Consider the following 15,281-nt stretch of genomic DNA (forward strand, 5'->3'; position numbering starts at 1 on the left):
CGTTATACTCTGCGGCTAAATTTTGAAATCGACATACAAGGACTCGCCCATGAAAGCGTTCGGCAAAATCCTGGGTCTGGTACTTCTCGGGCTGTTGCTGATCATTGTGGCGCTCGGCTTTGCCCTGACCCACCTCTTCGATCCCAACGACTACAAAGAAGAAATTCGCCAGATAGCCCGCGACAAGGCCCACATCGAGCTGACGCTCAATGGCGATATCGGCTGGAGCCTGTTCCCCTGGCTGGGCCTGGAATTGCACGAGGCCAGCGTCGCGACCTTGACCGCACCGACTCAACCTTTCGCCGATTTGCAGATGCTCGGCCTGTCGGTGCGTGTGCTGCCGCTGCTGCGCCGCGAAGTGCAGATGAGCGATGTGCGTGTCGAAGGCCTGAACCTGCGCCTGAACCGCGACAAACAAGGCCACGGCAACTGGGAAGACATCGGCAAGAACCTACCCGATGCGACTGCCGAGGCACCCGCACCCGCGCCAGTGGAGCCGGTGGCTGAAACCAAGCCGGAAAAGCCACCGCAGCCGATCCGCCTGGACATCGACAGCCTGACCATCAACAACGCCCGCGTCGAATACAGCGACGAACAGACCGGCAAGCAATTCAGCGCCGAAAGCATCCAGCTGAGTGCCGGTGCCATCCACGAAGGTGCCAGCATTCCGCTGAAACTCACCGCGTTCCTGGGCAGCAACCAGCCGCTGATGCGCGTAAAGACCGAGCTGAACGGTAACTTGCGCATTCAGCGCGCCCTCAAGCGCTACCAGTTCGAAGACATGCGCTGGAGCGGCGAAGCCACCGGCGAGCCGTTGCAAGGCAAGACCCTGAGTTTCTCCACCCAGGGCCAGTTGCTGGTGGACCTGGCGGCCAACGTCGCCGAATGGACCAACCTGAAACTCTCGGCCAACCAGCTGCGCGCCTTGGGCGAACTGAAGGTCAACGACCTGGACAAGACCCCGCAACTCAACGGCGCGCTGTCCATCGCCCAGTTTGACCTGGCCAAGTTTCTCGACAGCGTCGGCCACCCACTGCCGGCCATGGCCCCGGGCAGCCTGAGCAAGGTCGAACTGGTGAGCCGTCTCACGGGCACGCCCACCAGCGTCGCTCTCGAAGACTTGAACCTGAAACTCGACGAAAGCACCTTCACCGGCCGTATTGCGGTGGATGATTTAGCCAAGCAGTCCCTGCGCGTACAGCTCAAAGGCGATACCTTCAACGCCGACAACTACCTGCCGGCCAAATCCGAAGCCGCCAAAGGCGCAACCGCTGCACGCCAGGCCGAAGTGCAAAGCAGCGAAGCCGGCGCCATGGCGGCCGGGGGCAGCACGCCATTGCCGGACGCACCGACCAAAGCCGCTTGGAGCACCGACAAGTTGCTGCCGCTGACCCGTCTGCGCAGCCTGGATGTCAACGCCGACCTGACCTTCGGCCAACTGACTCTGAGCAAGTTGCCGATTCAGAACGCGGCACTGAAAGCCTCGGGCATCGACGGCCAGCTCAAGCTCGACACCCTGAGCGGCGGCCTCTACAACGGCACCTTCCAGGCCAACGGCACGCTCGATGTGCGCCAGGACCTCCCGTTGCTGGCGCTGCAAACCCACATCAAGCAAGTACCGGTCGAACGGATCCTGCAGGCCCAGGGGAAAAACCCGCCGGTGAAAGGCCAGGTCACTCTGGACAGCAACCTCACCGGCCGGGGTAACAGCCAGAAAGCGCTGATCGACAGCCTTAACGGCACCGCAAGCTTCGTGATCAATAACGGCGTGTTGCTCAACGCCAACATCGAGCAACAGGTCTGCACCGGTATCGCCCTGCTCAACCGCAAGACCCTGAGCAATACGCCACCGGGCAAGGACACGCCATTCCAGGAACTGCGCGGCAACCTGACCTTCCGTAACGGCGTGGCCAGCAACCCCGACCTGAAAGTGCGTATCCCAGGGCTGACGGTCAATGGCAATGGGGATCTCGACTTGCGCGTGTTGGGTATGGACTACCGTCTCGGCATCATCGTCGAAGGCGACAAACGCGACGTACCGGACCCGGCCTGCCAGGTCGGTACCAACTTCCAGGGCATTGAAGTGCCGCTGCGCTGCCGTGGCCCGCTGGAGCTGGGTGCCAAGGCCTGCCGCCTGGACAAGGACGGCCTTGGTCAGGTCGCCCTCAAGGCTGCCGGCAATCGCCTTAACGAGAAGCTGGAAGAGAAGCTCGATAAGGTCAACCCAAAGCTCAAGGACGCATTGAAAGGCCTGTTCAACCGATGAGAGACGAGCAGTTTTCAACGGCGGTACTCGACTGGTACGACCGTCACGGCCGCCATGACCTGCCCTGGCAACAGGGCATCACGCCTTACCGGGTGTGGGTTTCAGAGATCATGCTGCAACAGACCCAGGTCAGCACGGTGCTCAATTACTTCGACCGGTTCATGGCGTCCCTGCCGACGGTCGAAGCCCTGGCCGCCGCGCCGGAAGACGAAGTACTGCACCTGTGGACCGGCCTGGGCTACTACACCCGCGCGCGCAACCTGCAAAAGACCGCCAAGATCGTAGTGGCCGAATACGGCGGTGAGTTTCCTCGCGACGTCGAAAAGCTCACCGAGCTGCCTGGCATCGGCCTGTCCACCGCTGGCGCGATTGCCAGCCTGAGCATGGGCCTGCGTGCGCCGATCCTCGACGGCAACGTCAAACGCGTACTGGCGCGCTTTACCGCGCAAGAGGGCTACCCAGGCGAACCCAAGGTGGCCAGGCAGCTGTGGGCCACGGCAGAACGCTTCACCCCCCAGACCCGCGTCAACGCCTACACCCAGGCAATGATGGACATGGGCGCCACCCTTTGCACCCGCAGCAAACCCAGTTGCCTGCTGTGCCCGCTGGAAAAAGGCTGCGAAGCCCACATGCTTGGCCTGGAGACGCGCTACCCGATCCCCAAGCCGCGCAAGACCATTCCCCAGAAGCGTACGCTGATGCCAATGCTGGCCAACGCCGAAGGCGCAATCCTCCTTTACCGTCGCCCTTCTACGGGCTTGTGGGGCGGCTTGTGGAGCTTGCCGGAGCTGGACGACCTGGAAGACCTCGAGCACCTGGCCAACCAGCACGCGCTGGCGCTGGGCAAGCATCAGGAACTACCTGGGCTGGTCCACACCTTCAGCCACTTCCAACTGGCCATCGAACCCTGGCTGGTCCAGGTCGAGGAATCCGCCCATCACGTGGCCGAGGCCGACTGGCTCTGGTATAACCTCGCCACCCCGCCGCGCCTGGGCCTTGCTGCCCCGGTGAAAAAACTGCTGAAGCGCGCGGCCGACGTATTGAACGCAGGAGTTTCGTCATGACCCGCACCATCATCTGCCGCAAGTACCACGAAGAATTGCCTGCCTTGGAGCGCGCACCGTTCCCGGGCGCCAAGGGCCAGGACATTTTCGAACACGTTTCCGCCAAAGCCTGGGCAGACTGGCAAAAACACCAGACCCTGCTGATCAACGAAAAACGCCTGAACATGATGAACGCCGATGACCGTAAATATCTGCAAGGCGAAATGGACAAGTTCTTTTCTGGCGAGGATTACGCCAAGGCCGACGGCTACGTGCCGCCTGCTCAATAATTGATCAAAAACCGGGGTTGGCACGTAAGCGACGGTAATAATTAAATATTTTTTGAAAACTTGCTTGACGACCCCCTGAAAAACCCGTTTAATGCGCCCCGTTGCCCAGATAGCTCAGTCGGTAGAGCAGGGGATTGAAAATCCCCGTGTCGGCGGTTCGATTCCGTCTCTGGGCACCACTAATACCGAAAAACCCCAAGCGAAGATGATTCCTTGGGGTTTTTTATTGCCTGCGATTTAATGGCGACCGGAGCACTACCGGTCACAATGTCGCAGCAGGACGATTGAGGGTTGTTTTTCACTGGGCTCAATCGTTCAGCCTTTACCAAATTCTCAGTTGTAAGGTTTTTTCCATGACCCGCCTCTTGCTCTGCACGCTATTACTGCTGACCTCACTGCTCAGTGGATGCGCCACGCAAATGGACGTAGCAATCAACGCAACGCCTGATCCCGACTACCACTTTGACCGCCAGGCAACAGTGCTGGTGACAGCCACCGGTGGCAGCGACGAAAACGCGCTGAATGCCCGCTACTACCTGCGCGACATGGTCAGCGCCATGAAGGACCAGGGTTTTCGCAATGTCTTTACCGACACCACCCTGCCCAAGAACCATGCGCCGATCAAAATGACCATCAGCCTTGATATCGGCAGCAAACAGGTGACCTATCGCTACACCGCCACCGAATACGGACAAGTGGCAACCAGCACCACCACACAGTGCAAGAAGAACAAGAAAAAAACCGACCAACTGACCTGCACCAGCACCCCAAACACCAGCTATGGCCCGGTAGGCACCTCGGAGCGAACCGGCTACACCACCCTCACCACCTTTACCGCCACGGCTCGGGACGAAGTGAGCCGGCGCGCGGTGTACCTGCTGCGGGCGTCGTCCTATAACGAAGATTGCCAAGCCGCCAAAGTCGAAGCCTTCCTGGTGCAGCAGGGCCTGCAGAACCTGAACTTCCAGGACCGGGTGCAGCGCAACTACACCGTTACAATGCCTGAGGGTTACCGCTGCAAGTAATCAGCAGCTGGACAGGCCCTCCGTACGAGGGCCGCTTCACCTGAGCAAAAACACCATCAGCGGATTGTCATTCAACCGGCCCTCAAAGCTCGGGCTCAGTTGCTCCACCGGCGACCCTTTCAACAGCGCAGTCTCCTTACGCGACACAATCACCCAGGATGGCCGAGGCAGCACTCTCAGCTTCTCAAGCTCATGACGCCCGACAAACAGCGGCAGCTCGTCGTGATCCAGGTTCATCATGTAACGCACCGCCCAGGTGTCCCGAGCCAGGTCGACAAACACCAGCGGCCCCGGCTGCGATTCACGCAACGCCTCCACCTGGCTGACAAACCGCCGGGTGTCGAATTGCAGGTCCTTGGCCGGCTCTATCACCGTCACCAGCAACAGCCACTGCGCCGCCAGTGCAATCACACTGAGCCACACCAACCGCAACGCTCGGCGCCAGGCGATCAACGCCGCCACCTGCAGCACCACTAGCACGCCGATCATCAGCGGCAAAGAAATGTCCGGCCAGTAGCCCTGCTTTTGCCAGGCGTGCCGACACACAAACAACACGACCACGCACAACGCCGGTAGCGCTGCGACAAGCCCTTCGTAACCACGGCGCACGCCCACCAGCCAGCCTTGCGCCTGAAGCAGCCCATAAGCCGCGACAGCCGCAAACATCGGCACCATCGGCAAGATGTAATAAGCGCGCTTGAAATGCGGCACCGACAAGCCGAGCAGAATCATCAAGCCACAGGCCCCGAGGCGCACCAGCAGTTGCAGTTGCTCATTGGCCCAGCGCTCAGGCCAGCGATGGCGCAGCGCAACCAGAGTGGCCAACGCCAGCGGCACCACCGGGAAATAGCGGTACAAACTCAGCTGGAAATAAAAGTAGAACGGCTCGCCAGACTCATCCAGGCGCCCGCCGACTTGCATCTTGAACACCTCATCGGCAAAGGCATCGCCGCCGCTGAATCGCGCGAGCTTCATCAACAGCCACCAACACGCCGCGAGCAGGACCAGGCCGATAAAGCCGTGGATCAACACCTGCCGGACCCGCTCGTCCGGCCTGCCCAGCGCCCAGTACACACACACCACCCCGCAGACCTCAATCAACCCCAGCGGCCCACGAATCGCAAAGGCCAGGACGAACAACGGGAACACTGCCCATAGCCTCAGTCGCGACCCCAGGCGCTCTCCACTGTGCAGCAGATAGAAGCTGGCGACGCACAGCAGCGCGACCATCTGGTCCAGGCAGACCGAACGCGACTTTTCGAGCAGCTGGGCAGTGAGCAGCGTCAGCAGCACCGTCAGCAACGCCCATGGGCGACTCAATGGCACCAGCAGGCGGTACATCAGCGCAATCACACCGGCCGACGCGAGTGCGGTGGGCAGCACATTGGCCAGATGGTTCGGCGCATCGAACAAGCGGGCGAATACAAAACTGAAGAAGGTCGCCGTGCCAGGGTAATCCGCGTACGGCTGGCCGTAGGTGGTGGGGAAAAGACTCGCGCCATGGCGACACATTTCCTGCAGGAACAGCGCCCAACGCCCGTCAAATCCCTGGGGCTGCTGATCCCAGATTCCCAACGTGAACAGCAATAGAGCGATCAGAAAAACGCCCAGTGACTCCAAGCGAAAACGGTTGCGATGATCCATCAAGTGACCTGTCAGGTGGGAAGCGCTGGCGTATGGTGCCGAACACATCCCTGAATAGCGCCTGAACAAACCTGAACATTCACGCTTTTAACGACTTGCGGGCCACACCACCGCCGGGATCAGGCGAACGTAGACCAACTCGGCCACCAATTCGACCAGGGTTTGCAGGATCACCGCCGTGGCGGCCAACCCACGCACATCCTCCGGCAAAGCCAGCGCCAACGGCAATACCACCAGCGAGTTGCGCGTAGAGGCGCTGAACGTGACCGCCCGCGCCGTCGAAGCCGGCAGCACGAACAGCCGCGCAGCCAAAATCCCCATCAACGGCGCCAGCACCACAAAAGCCACGTAGATCGGAATGACCGGCAACAGCAGGCTGATATCCCGCACCACCGAGGTGATTTGCGCAGCGATCACCACAAACAGCACCAGCGCCATCGCTGGCACCGGTAACCAGCCCCAGGCGCCGCACCAACGGCTGATGGCGCTTGAATGCCGCGAAAGAGAGGTGGTCAACACCGCCAGGATCATCGGCACCACAATCAACCACACGAACGCCTCGACAAACGCCCCCGCAGCTACCACCACCGCAGATTGCGCCCCCAGCATGAACCCCAGGTACACCGGCAACAGCACCAGTTGCAGCAACAACAGCAGCGGAGTTGCCGCCAACATCGAGCGCGAATCGCCCTTGCCGATGTGGGTAAACACCACCACGTAGTCGATACAGGGCGTCAGTAATACCAACAGCGCGCCAACCAGCAACGCCGGGCGCTCTACCAAGCCACGGGTCAGCGCCCACACCAGCAAGGGCACCAGGATGAAGTTGGCCAACAGCAAGGCCGCCATGAAACGCTTGTTACCCAGGCCCTGGCGCAGGTCGAGAAAGGGGATTTGCAGGAGCATCGCGTACATCAGCACGGCGATGGCGGGGGTGACCAGAAGATTGAGACCGTGGGCGGATAAGGGAGCGAGCACGCCGAACGTGACAGCCAGGAAGACCGCAACGAAGTAGATAGGGATCTGATTGTGCTCAAGGGTGTCGCGGGTCATGGTCAGGCTCTGGCGGATCAATAGACTGCCAGCCTAAGCACCCGTGCAGGTAAGGTCGAGCATTGCAGTCATTGCTGTGCACCACGTCGCGCTAAATTTGTTAATTTCGGTTTCTATAAAAGCGTGCGGCCCCAGCCACCCACACCTAAAAAGCGCAAGGATTGAGGCGACCGATGAACCTGCCCACTCGACCTGCCCCAGAAGCGTTCCGCGAGACCGCCAGCGACGATTACCTCCTCGGTGGCTTCACCTGGCGCCATATCCGAACTGACCCCACTCGCCCGGTCGTCATCATCAACGCCGCCACCTCCGTACGTTGCCGCCACTATTCCCGCTTCGCCGACTACCTGTTCGCACATGGCTTCGATGTCATCACCTACGACTACCGCGGCATCGGCGAATCCCGCAGCGGTTCGTTACGCGGCTTCAAGGCCTCCTGGTCGGATTGGGGCGCCCTGGATTTCGAGGCGATATTGCAACGGGCGCAACGCGAGTTTCCGGGGCAGCCGATTGACGTGGTCGGCCACAGCTTTGGTGGTTGCGCAGCAGGGCTGGCAGCGTCTGGCGCGGCGATTCGGCGAATCGTCACGGTAGGTGCACAGTTCGCCTACTGGCGTGATTACGCGGCGAGCCTGCGCTGGCGGATGTTCGGCAAATGGCATGTGGTGATGCCGTTGGTCACTACGGTATGCGGATATTTCCCCGGCAAGCGCCTGGGCTGGCTGGAGGATACGCCGGCCGGCGTGGTGCGGGACTGGGGCACGCCGACACCCAGGTACGAGACTCGCCCCAGCGGGCTTACGTTGGGCGAGCTGCCATTCTCCCGAGTAAAGGCGCAGATACTCGCCATCAGCATTACCGACGATCCGTTTGGCACAGTGGCGGCCATTGAGCGGTTGCTGGAGTATTTCGAAAGCAGCGAGCGTACCCACCTGAGAATCGCCCCCGAAGATATTGCTGAGGAAACAGTCGGGCATTTCGCATTTTTCCGCAGCGAATATCAAGATCGGCTGTGGCCGATTGCACTGGCGTGGCTGCAACACGCCGAGCTGAAGCAAGGCACACCCGGCCGGCGCATCTAGAATCCCTTGGGATTTGCCACAACCTGCGCTTCAATACGTCACCCAGATCCAGAACCCAAGGACGTTGAGCCCATGGCCTCGCCGAACAAGCAGCAAAAACGTGCCCACCGCGCAAAGGCCAAGGCCAAGCAGAATCGTACCCAGCGCGCCGTCGCGACCAAGCCGGACGCTTTTGCCGGTGATGACAGCCGCATCGACCTTGAGTCGGTGGATTTGACCGAGCTGTTCGTCGAGATGCGCACCGCGGGCGAGATCAGCCAGCAGGCGTTGTGTGCCGTATTCCTCGCACACCCGCTGCTGGCGCTGGTGCTGGAGCAGGAAGGCGAAGAGGAAGCGACTGACTTTATCCTGGCGGCGCTGATTGAATACCGGCAGTGGGCCACCGACAGCGATGACGAGGCCGCTGCGTTGGCGTGGATCGAGTCGCCGCAATTCCAGGCCGATTACGTAGCAGCGTCCCAGGCGCTGACAAATTCAGCAGACTGACACATAACAAAATGTGGGAGGGGGCTTGCTCCCGATTGCGGTGTATCAGTACCCGATGTACTGACTGACACACAGCTATCGGGAGCAAGCCCCCTCCCACATTTGGATTGCGGCGTATCAAACACCGCATTTCATCAGCTCAGCGCCGCTGCGCCCACTCGTTGGGCCTTGCGACGGCTCGCCACACACAACCCCGCCACTACCACCAGCAAGCTCAAGATCCCTGTCGCGATGATCTCGACCCGATGCGCTTCCTGGAACAGCATGATGGTCAACGTACCGACGATAAACACCATCACCGCGTACGTCAGGCCAGGGAACAGCCACATCTTGAAGACGATCTTCTCGCCCGCCGCCGTACGCTTCTGGCGCATGCGCAGTTGTGACACGGCAATTACCAGGTACACCAGCAAGGCGATGGCGCCGGAGCTGGCCAGCAGGAACTCGAACACAGCCGCCGGGGCCACATAGTTGGCGAATACCGCCAGGAATGCAGCACCCGTAGAGAGCAACACCGCCCAATGAGGCGTGCCGCTCTTGTTGGTACGCTTGGCGACAGCGGGCGCGTCACCGCGACGACCGAGGGAGAACAGCATGCGCGACGCGGTGTACAGCGCCGAGTTGAGGCAGCTGGTCACGGCAACCAGCACCACCAGGTCGACAATCAGCTTGGCGTTCGGGATGCCCATGCGTTCCAGCACGGTCTGGTAGGAACCTACGGCGGCCAGGGTCGGATCGTTCCAAGGTACCAGCGACACTACGATGAAGATCGACAGCAGATAGAACAAACCAATCCGCCAGATCACCGAGTTGGTGGCCTTGGTGATTTGCTGGCCGGGGTTCTTCGATTCCGCCGCGGCGATGGTGACGATCTCGGTGCCCATGAAGGAGAACATGGTGGTCAGGATCGCCGCCAATACCGCGCCCATGCCGTTCGGCATGAAGCCTTGGGTGTCGAACAGGTGCGAAACACCGCTGACCTGACTGTTGGGCAAGAAGCCGAAAATCGCCGCCAGGCCGAGGATCACGAAGCCCACGATTGCCACGACTTTGATCAGCGCGAACCAGAACTCGAACTCACCGTAGTTCTTGACGCTGAACAAGTTAGTCACAGTCAGCAGCAGCGTAATGATCAGGGTAAAGGCCCAGATCGCCACATCAGGGAACCAGGCATGCAGGATGGTCGCTGCAGCGTTGGCTTCCAACGGAATCACCAGCACCCAGAACCACCAGTACAACCAACCGATGGTGAAACCGGCCCAGTGGCCGATTGCCCGGTCGGCATACGTAGAGAACGAACCCGTGTCCGGTGACGCAACGGCCATCTCGGCCAGCATCCGCATCACCAAGACCACCAGCGTACCGGCGGCCGCGTAGGCCAACAGCACAGCCGGGCCGGCAGCGGCAATTGCGTGGCTGGAGCCGACAAACAGACCGGCACCGATAACGCCGGCAATCGACAGCATGGTGACGTGACGCGGTTTGAGCCCCTGTTCGAGGTCATTGGAGCTTTGCGTACTACTCATTGACACACCTTTGCGAGGAATTGCGAAAACGCTCCGCCCGGCCTGCAACCTTTCTCGTGAAAAGAAACCAACAGGGCGTTCTTTATTTTTTACGCAAGATTTGCGCCAAAATATTACAGAGCCACAATTGACGCGGGCTTTCGGACAATTCAACGGTCATCGCAAGTCTTTGAGAACAATGGCATTCCGCTATAGCGTTACCGGGCGACCCACATCCAACACCGATCACCGCACCAAAAACACACACAAAAAGTACGTGACGCCCCGTAAAAGGGCTGATGAGGACCGTTTACCCGGTTAACCCTTCCAACACCCGGCCAAAGCTGGCACCATCGCGCCCTTTTTTACGCGAAGCCTGTGGATTACTCGGGTTCAAACGTCTGTAGGTTGTTGATGGCGCGACACGCTGCTGCGCCGATGCGACACACTGCCGCAGACCACCGCTTAACCGTCCGCAGCGCTGTTGGCTGTCATCCAAACGCTATGCTAGCTTGGCGCCTCGCCAGGAAGGCGGCCCAACAGCGAAGAACGCAACGAACACAATGAGGACCGCACATGGCCGAGGCCACGCCCGCGCTTGAAATCCGCAACTTGCATAAACGCTATGGTGAGCTGGAGGTACTCAAAGGTATCTCGCTGACCGCTCGCGACGGCGACGTGATCTCGATCCTGGGTTCCTCCGGTTCCGGCAAGTCCACCTTCCTGCGTTGTATCAACCTGCTGGAGAACCCGCATCAGGGCCAGATCCTGGTGGCCGGCGAAGAACTCAAGCTCAAGGCCGCGAAAAACGGCGAGCTGATGGCCGCCGACGGCAAGCAGATCAACCGCCTGCGCAGCGAAATCGGTTTTGTGTTTCAAAACTTTAACCTGTGGCCGCACATGAGCATCCTCGACAACATCATCGAGGCCCCTCGCCGCGTGCTCGGCCAAAGCAAGGCCGAGGCGATAGAAGTAGCCGAGGCCCTGCTGGCCAAGGTCGGTATCGCCGACAAGCGCCACGCCTACCCTGCTCAACTCTCCGGCGGCCAACAACAGCGGGCCGCGATTGCGCGCACCCTGGCGATGCAGCCCAAGGTCATCCTGTTCGACGAACCCACGTCGGCCCTTGACCCGGAAATGGTTCAGGAAGTACTTAATGTGATCCGTGCCCTGGCCGAAGAAGGCCGCACCATGCTGCTGGTCACCCACGAAATGGGCTTCGCCCGTCAGGTGTCCAGCGAAGTGGTGTTCTTGCACCAGGGCCTGGTCGAAGAACAAGGATCGCCACAGCAGGTGTTTGAAAACCCGCTTTCGGCGCGCTGCAAACAATTCATGTCCAGCAACCGCTAACGGAGCAACATGCATGCAGAACTATAAAAAATTCCTTCTGGCCGCGGCCGTCTCGATGGCATTCAGCGCCACGGCCATGGCAGAAACCCTGAAAATGGGGATCGAAGCGGCCTACCCGCCGTTCAACAATAAAGACGCCAGCGGCAACGTTGTCGGCTTCGACAAAGACATCGGCGATGCCCTGTGCGCCAAGATGAAAGTCGAGAAGTGCGAAGTGTATGTGTCCGACTGGGACGGCATCATTCCGGCCCTGAACGCCAAGAAGTTCGACTTCCTGGTCTCCTCGCTGTCGATCACCGATGAGCGCAAGCAGGCCGTCGACTTCACCGACCCGTACTACTCCAACAAGCTGCAATTCATCGCGCCGAAAGCCACAGCGGACTTCAAGACCGACGCCACTTACCTGAAAGGCAAGGTGATCGGTGCACAGCGTGCAACGCTGGCCGGCACCTACCTGGAAGACAAGCTGCCGGACACTGAAGCCAAGCTCTATGACACCCAGGAAAACGCCTATCTCGACCTGACCTCGGGTCGCCTGGACGGCATCCTCGCCGACAAGTACGTGCAATACGAGTGGCTCAAGAGCAAAGACGGCTCGGCCTATGAGTTCAAAGGCGACCCAGTAGTAGAAAGCGACAAGATCGGTATCGCCGTACGCAAGGGCGACCCACTGCGCGAGCGCCTGAACAAAGCCCTGGCAGAGATCAAGGCAGACGGCACCTACAAAAAAATCAACGACAAGTACTTCCCGTTCAGCATCGAATGACCTGAACGGCCTGCCCGGCGCGCTCCCTGGCGCGCGTCGGCTTTCAGCAATGCCTGCCGCGATATGAAAACACCATGAATTTCGATCTCTACGGATTCGGCCCGGCGCTCGCCGCTGGCGCGCTGATGACCGTCAAGCTGGCGCTCACGGCCCTGTGCCTGGGGCTGGTGCTCGGCCTTGCCGGCGCCTTGGCCAAGACTTCACCGTACAAGCCACTGCAATGGCTGGGCGGTGCTTATTCGACCCTCGTTCGCGGCATTCCCGAGCTGTTGTGGGTGCTGCTGATTTACTTCGGCACGGTCAACCTGATGCGTGCCCTCGGGGAGTTTTTTGGCAACCCCGACCTTTCCCTGAGTGCCTTTGCCGCCGGGGTCATCGCCCTGGGCCTGTGCTTTGGTGCCTATGCCACGGAAGTGTTCCGTGGCGCGATCCTCGCCATCCCCAAAGGCCACCGCGAAGCTGGTGTGGCGCTGGGCTTGTCGAAGTTTCGAATTTTCACACGGCTGATCATGCCGCAGATGTGGCGCATCGCCCTGCCCGGCCTGGGCAACCTGTTCATGATCCTGATGAAAGACACCGCGCTGGTGTCGGTGATCGGCCTTGAAGAAATCATGCGCCACGCGCAGATCGGCGTGACCGTCACCAAGCAACCGTTCACCTTCTTCATGGTCGCGGCATTCATGTACCTGGGCCTGACCGTACTGGCCATGACCGGCATGCACTTCCTGGAAAAACGCGCCGCCCGCGGCTTTGCAAGGAGTACCCAATGAGCGGCGACTACAGCTGGCTATCACACTTCGACCTCGGCCTGAACTGGGCCGTGATCATCAAGTGGCTGCCGAAGTTGGCCCAAGGCGCAACCCTGACCCTGGAGCTGGTGGCAATCGCCGTAATCGCTGGCCTGCTGCTGGCGATCCCACTCGGCATCGCGCGTTCTTCGCGCCGCTGGTACGTGAGCGCACTGCCCTATTGCTACATTTTCTTCTTCCGTGGCACGCCGTTGCTCGTGCAGTTGTTCCTGGTCTATTACGGCCTGGCACAGTTCGATGCCGTACGTGAAAGCTTCATGTGGCCGTACCTGCGCGACCCATTCTGGTGTGCCACCGCTACCATGACCCTGCACACCGCGGCCTATATCGCCGAGATCCTGCGCGGTGCAATCCAGGCCATCCCACCAGGTGAAATCGAAGCGGCGCGAGCCCTGGGCATGTCCAAGCCCAAGACCCTGTTCTACATTATCCTGCCACGCGCCTCGCGCATCGGCTTGCCGGCCTACAGCAACGAAGTGATCCTGATGCTCAAGGCCAGCGCCCTGGCCAGTACCGTGACCCTGCTGGAGCTGACCGGCATGGCGCGGACCATCATTGCCCGCACCTACCTGCCGGTGGAGATTTTCTTTGCGGCCGGGCTGTTCTACCTGCTGATGGCCTACGTATTGGTACGCGGCTTCAAACTGCTGGAAAAATGGTTGCGCGTCGATGCGTGCCAGGGACGCTGAGGCACGCTTCAAGGCGCTGGATGAGTTCCTGATCGAGCATCAAGGGCTGTGGCGACCACGGCCCTTTACCCAACTGCAGTTGCCCTGGGAAACCGAGCATCCCGAGTTATCCCAATGGCTACGCCAGCGCTCGCTGGCCGAGGCCGAAGCCAGTCACAGCCAACCCCACGAGCTGCCTGCACCCGCACCTTTTCCACAGTTGGCCGCTCAAGCGCTGCGCCTCAGTGCTGTGGACAAGTTACCCACCCACACCCTTGAAGCTGCTCGCCACCGCCTGAATGTCGACGTGCCCGGGCGCAAGTGGCAACAGATCGAAGCATTCGGCGCTGCGCTGAATTTTGCCCAAACGCCTGTCCATTGGCTGGACTGGTGCGCCGGCAAAGGCCATCTCGGCCGTCGCCTGCTGCAACCCGGCCAACAGTTGACCTGCCTGGAACACGACCCAGCCCTGATCGCGTCCGGCCAGGCCCTGAGTGACCACCATGGCCTGGTCGCCAACCATCGCCTGCAAGACGTGATGACGGATATGGCGATCAACCCCGAACACACACCCGTCGCCCTGCATGCCTGCGGCGACCTGCATGTGCGCCTACTGCAATTGGCCAGCGCTGCCGGCTGCAAACAGCTGGCGCTGGCGCCCTGCTGCTACAACCGCATCAGCGCCGACCGCTATCAGGCATTGTCGGCTGCCGGGCGCGCGTCCCTGCTGCAACTGTCGATTGATGATCTGGGGCTACCCCTGAGCGAAACCGTCACCGCCGGCAACCGCGTACGCCAGCAACGGGACACCTCCATGGCCCGGCGCCTGGGCTTTGACCGATTGCAGCGGCAACTACGTGGCTGCGACGAATACCTGCCGACGCCATCCCTACCCGCCGGTTGGCTGGATAAACCCTACGCCGACTATTGCCGGGAGCTGGCGAGCCTCAAGGGTTTATCCACAGGTGAACACGATTGGGCAGCGCTGGAAGCCCACGGCTGGCGTCGCCTGGCCGAAGTGCGAAACCTGGAATTAGTGCGGGGCCTGTTTCGACGCCCACTGGAAATGTGGCTGGTGCTGGACCGAGCACTCTTTCTGACGGAACAGGGCTACAACGTTGAGATAGGCAGCTTCTGTGAATCAACGCTGACACCACGCAATTTGATGGTGCTGGCCGCGCGCGATTAGGGGGCAAAATTTCCTACACGCGTCCTGTGGATAAGTCTGTTGATGAATTCGTTACAGAGCCCTTAGTTATCGGCACTCCAGGCCAAAAGCAAGCCTGGTCATTTT

Annotated in this window: 14 protein-coding genes and 1 tRNA gene; 12 read left to right on the plus strand and 3 right to left on the minus strand. The window is 60.5% G+C overall.

From position 1 onward, the window contains the following. The first annotated feature begins 49 nt into the window (after window positions 1-49). The 5 genes from FRT59_RS15520 to FRT59_RS15540 all read left to right on the plus strand — a co-directional run bounded on the left by FRT59_RS15520 (window position 50) and on the right by FRT59_RS15540 (window position 4,624). Entirely contained in the window at window positions 50-2,266 is a 2,217-nt protein-coding gene (locus FRT59_RS15520) for an AsmA family protein (RefSeq protein ID WP_153871604.1), read from the plus strand. Then, a complete protein-coding gene (gene mutY / locus FRT59_RS15525; RefSeq protein ID WP_034117279.1) occupies window positions 2,263-3,330 on the plus strand; it encodes an A/G-specific adenine glycosylase in 1,068 nt (355 codons plus the stop codon). Before FRT59_RS15520 ends, mutY begins: the two co-directional genes overlap by 4 nt. Next, window positions 3,327-3,599, plus strand: coding sequence for an oxidative damage protection protein (locus FRT59_RS15530; protein ID WP_153871605.1), 273 nt, complete (start codon window positions 3,327-3,329; stop codon window positions 3,597-3,599). The genes mutY and FRT59_RS15530 overlap by 4 nt, the downstream gene beginning before the upstream one ends. A gap of 103 nt (window positions 3,600-3,702) precedes the next feature. After that, window positions 3,703-3,778: transfer RNA gene (locus FRT59_RS15535), tRNA-Phe, on the plus strand. 174 nt (window positions 3,779-3,952) lie between these two features. Next, window positions 3,953-4,624 (plus strand): hypothetical protein, encoded by a 672-nt coding sequence (locus tag FRT59_RS15540; protein ID WP_034117277.1) that lies wholly within the window; start codon window positions 3,953-3,955, stop codon window positions 4,622-4,624. 36 nt (window positions 4,625-4,660) lie between these two features. Here the strand turns inward: FRT59_RS15540 and FRT59_RS15545 are convergent, their stop codons facing one another. Then, on the minus strand, window positions 4,661-6,268 hold the full coding sequence (locus FRT59_RS15545) for an ArnT family glycosyltransferase (RefSeq protein WP_153871606.1): 1,608 nt from the start codon (window positions 6,266-6,268) through the stop codon (window positions 4,661-4,663). An 87-nt stretch (window positions 6,269-6,355) separates the two neighbouring features. Continuing rightward, on the minus strand, window positions 6,356-7,321 hold the full coding sequence (locus FRT59_RS15550) for a bile acid:sodium symporter (protein WP_153871607.1): 966 nt from the start codon (window positions 7,319-7,321) through the stop codon (window positions 6,356-6,358). A 173-nt stretch (window positions 7,322-7,494) separates the two neighbouring features. On the opposite strand from FRT59_RS15550, the gene FRT59_RS15555 reads away from it, so the two are divergent. After that, the gene (locus FRT59_RS15555; RefSeq protein ID WP_153871608.1) at window positions 7,495-8,403 is read left to right on the plus strand and encodes an alpha/beta hydrolase family protein; all 909 of its coding nucleotides are present in this window, start codon (window positions 7,495-7,497) and stop codon (window positions 8,401-8,403) included. A 72-nt stretch (window positions 8,404-8,475) separates the two neighbouring features. Beyond that, window positions 8,476-8,889: a hypothetical protein gene (locus FRT59_RS15560; RefSeq protein WP_034117275.1), complete on the plus strand. Its 414-nt coding sequence runs from the start codon at window positions 8,476-8,478 to the stop codon at window positions 8,887-8,889. Between the two features lie 134 nt (window positions 8,890-9,023). Here FRT59_RS15560 and gabP read toward each other — a convergent pair whose 3' ends face one another. Beyond that, complete coding sequence (gene gabP, locus FRT59_RS15565) at window positions 9,024-10,415, minus strand: GABA permease (RefSeq protein WP_153871609.1); 1,392 nt, start codon at window positions 10,413-10,415, stop codon at window positions 9,024-9,026. Between the two features lie 555 nt (window positions 10,416-10,970). On the opposite strand from gabP, the gene FRT59_RS15570 reads away from it, so the two are divergent. From FRT59_RS15570 to FRT59_RS15590, 5 genes are all read left to right on the plus strand, one after another. After that, window positions 10,971-11,744 (plus strand): ABC transporter ATP-binding protein, encoded by a 774-nt coding sequence (locus FRT59_RS15570; RefSeq protein ID WP_010213906.1) that lies wholly within the window; start codon window positions 10,971-10,973, stop codon window positions 11,742-11,744. A gap of 13 nt (window positions 11,745-11,757) precedes the next feature. Then, the gene (locus FRT59_RS15575; protein ID WP_034117273.1) at window positions 11,758-12,510 is read left to right on the plus strand and encodes an ABC transporter substrate-binding protein; all 753 of its coding nucleotides are present in this window, start codon (window positions 11,758-11,760) and stop codon (window positions 12,508-12,510) included. Window positions 12,511-12,584: 74 nt separating this feature from the next. Then, window positions 12,585-13,280 (plus strand): ABC transporter permease, encoded by a 696-nt coding sequence (locus FRT59_RS15580; RefSeq protein ID WP_034117272.1) that lies wholly within the window; start codon window positions 12,585-12,587, stop codon window positions 13,278-13,280. A gap of 38 nt (window positions 13,281-13,318) precedes the next feature. After that, window positions 13,319-14,008 carry an ABC transporter permease gene (locus FRT59_RS15585; protein ID WP_034117903.1) on the plus strand — a complete coding sequence of 230 codons (690 nt, stop codon included), beginning with the start codon at window positions 13,319-13,321 and terminating at the stop codon, window positions 14,006-14,008. Beyond that, on the plus strand, window positions 13,989-15,176 hold the full coding sequence (locus FRT59_RS15590) for a methyltransferase (protein WP_153871610.1): 1,188 nt from the start codon (window positions 13,989-13,991) through the stop codon (window positions 15,174-15,176). Before FRT59_RS15585 ends, FRT59_RS15590 begins: the two co-directional genes overlap by 20 nt. Window positions 15,177-15,281: the final 105 nt, after the last annotated feature.

The sequence above is a fragment of the Pseudomonas haemolytica genome, assembly GCF_009659625.1.
In the GTDB taxonomy this organism is placed as follows: domain Bacteria; phylum Pseudomonadota; class Gammaproteobacteria; order Pseudomonadales; family Pseudomonadaceae; genus Aquipseudomonas; species Aquipseudomonas haemolytica.

Excerpts from the sequence above, each read along its gene's own strand:
- FRT59_RS15580 (WP_034117272.1), top strand. The coding sequence starts at position 12,585 with ATGAATTTCGATCTCTACGGATTCGGCCCGGCGCTCGCCGCTGGCGCG.
- gabP (WP_153871609.1), bottom strand. The coding sequence starts at position 10,415 with ATGAGTAGTACGCAAAGCTCCAATGACCTCGAACAGGGGCTCAAACCG.
- FRT59_RS15560 (WP_034117275.1), top strand. The coding sequence starts at position 8,476 with ATGGCCTCGCCGAACAAGCAGCAAAAACGTGCCCACCGCGCAAAGGCC.
- FRT59_RS15590 (WP_153871610.1), top strand. The coding sequence starts at position 13,989 with ATGCGTGCCAGGGACGCTGAGGCACGCTTCAAGGCGCTGGATGAGTTC.
- FRT59_RS15520 (WP_153871604.1), top strand. The coding sequence starts at position 50 with ATGAAAGCGTTCGGCAAAATCCTGGGTCTGGTACTTCTCGGGCTGTTG.
- FRT59_RS15570 (WP_010213906.1), top strand. The coding sequence starts at position 10,971 with ATGGCCGAGGCCACGCCCGCGCTTGAAATCCGCAACTTGCATAAACGC.
- FRT59_RS15540 (WP_034117277.1), top strand. The coding sequence starts at position 3,953 with ATGACCCGCCTCTTGCTCTGCACGCTATTACTGCTGACCTCACTGCTC.
- FRT59_RS15545 (WP_153871606.1), bottom strand. The coding sequence starts at position 6,268 with ATGGATCATCGCAACCGTTTTCGCTTGGAGTCACTGGGCGTTTTTCTG.
- mutY (WP_034117279.1), top strand. The coding sequence starts at position 2,263 with ATGAGAGACGAGCAGTTTTCAACGGCGGTACTCGACTGGTACGACCGT.
- FRT59_RS15530 (WP_153871605.1), top strand. The coding sequence starts at position 3,327 with ATGACCCGCACCATCATCTGCCGCAAGTACCACGAAGAATTGCCTGCC.
- FRT59_RS15575 (WP_034117273.1), top strand. The coding sequence starts at position 11,758 with ATGCAGAACTATAAAAAATTCCTTCTGGCCGCGGCCGTCTCGATGGCA.
- FRT59_RS15550 (WP_153871607.1), bottom strand. The coding sequence starts at position 7,321 with ATGACCCGCGACACCCTTGAGCACAATCAGATCCCTATCTACTTCGTT.
- FRT59_RS15555 (WP_153871608.1), top strand. The coding sequence starts at position 7,495 with ATGAACCTGCCCACTCGACCTGCCCCAGAAGCGTTCCGCGAGACCGCC.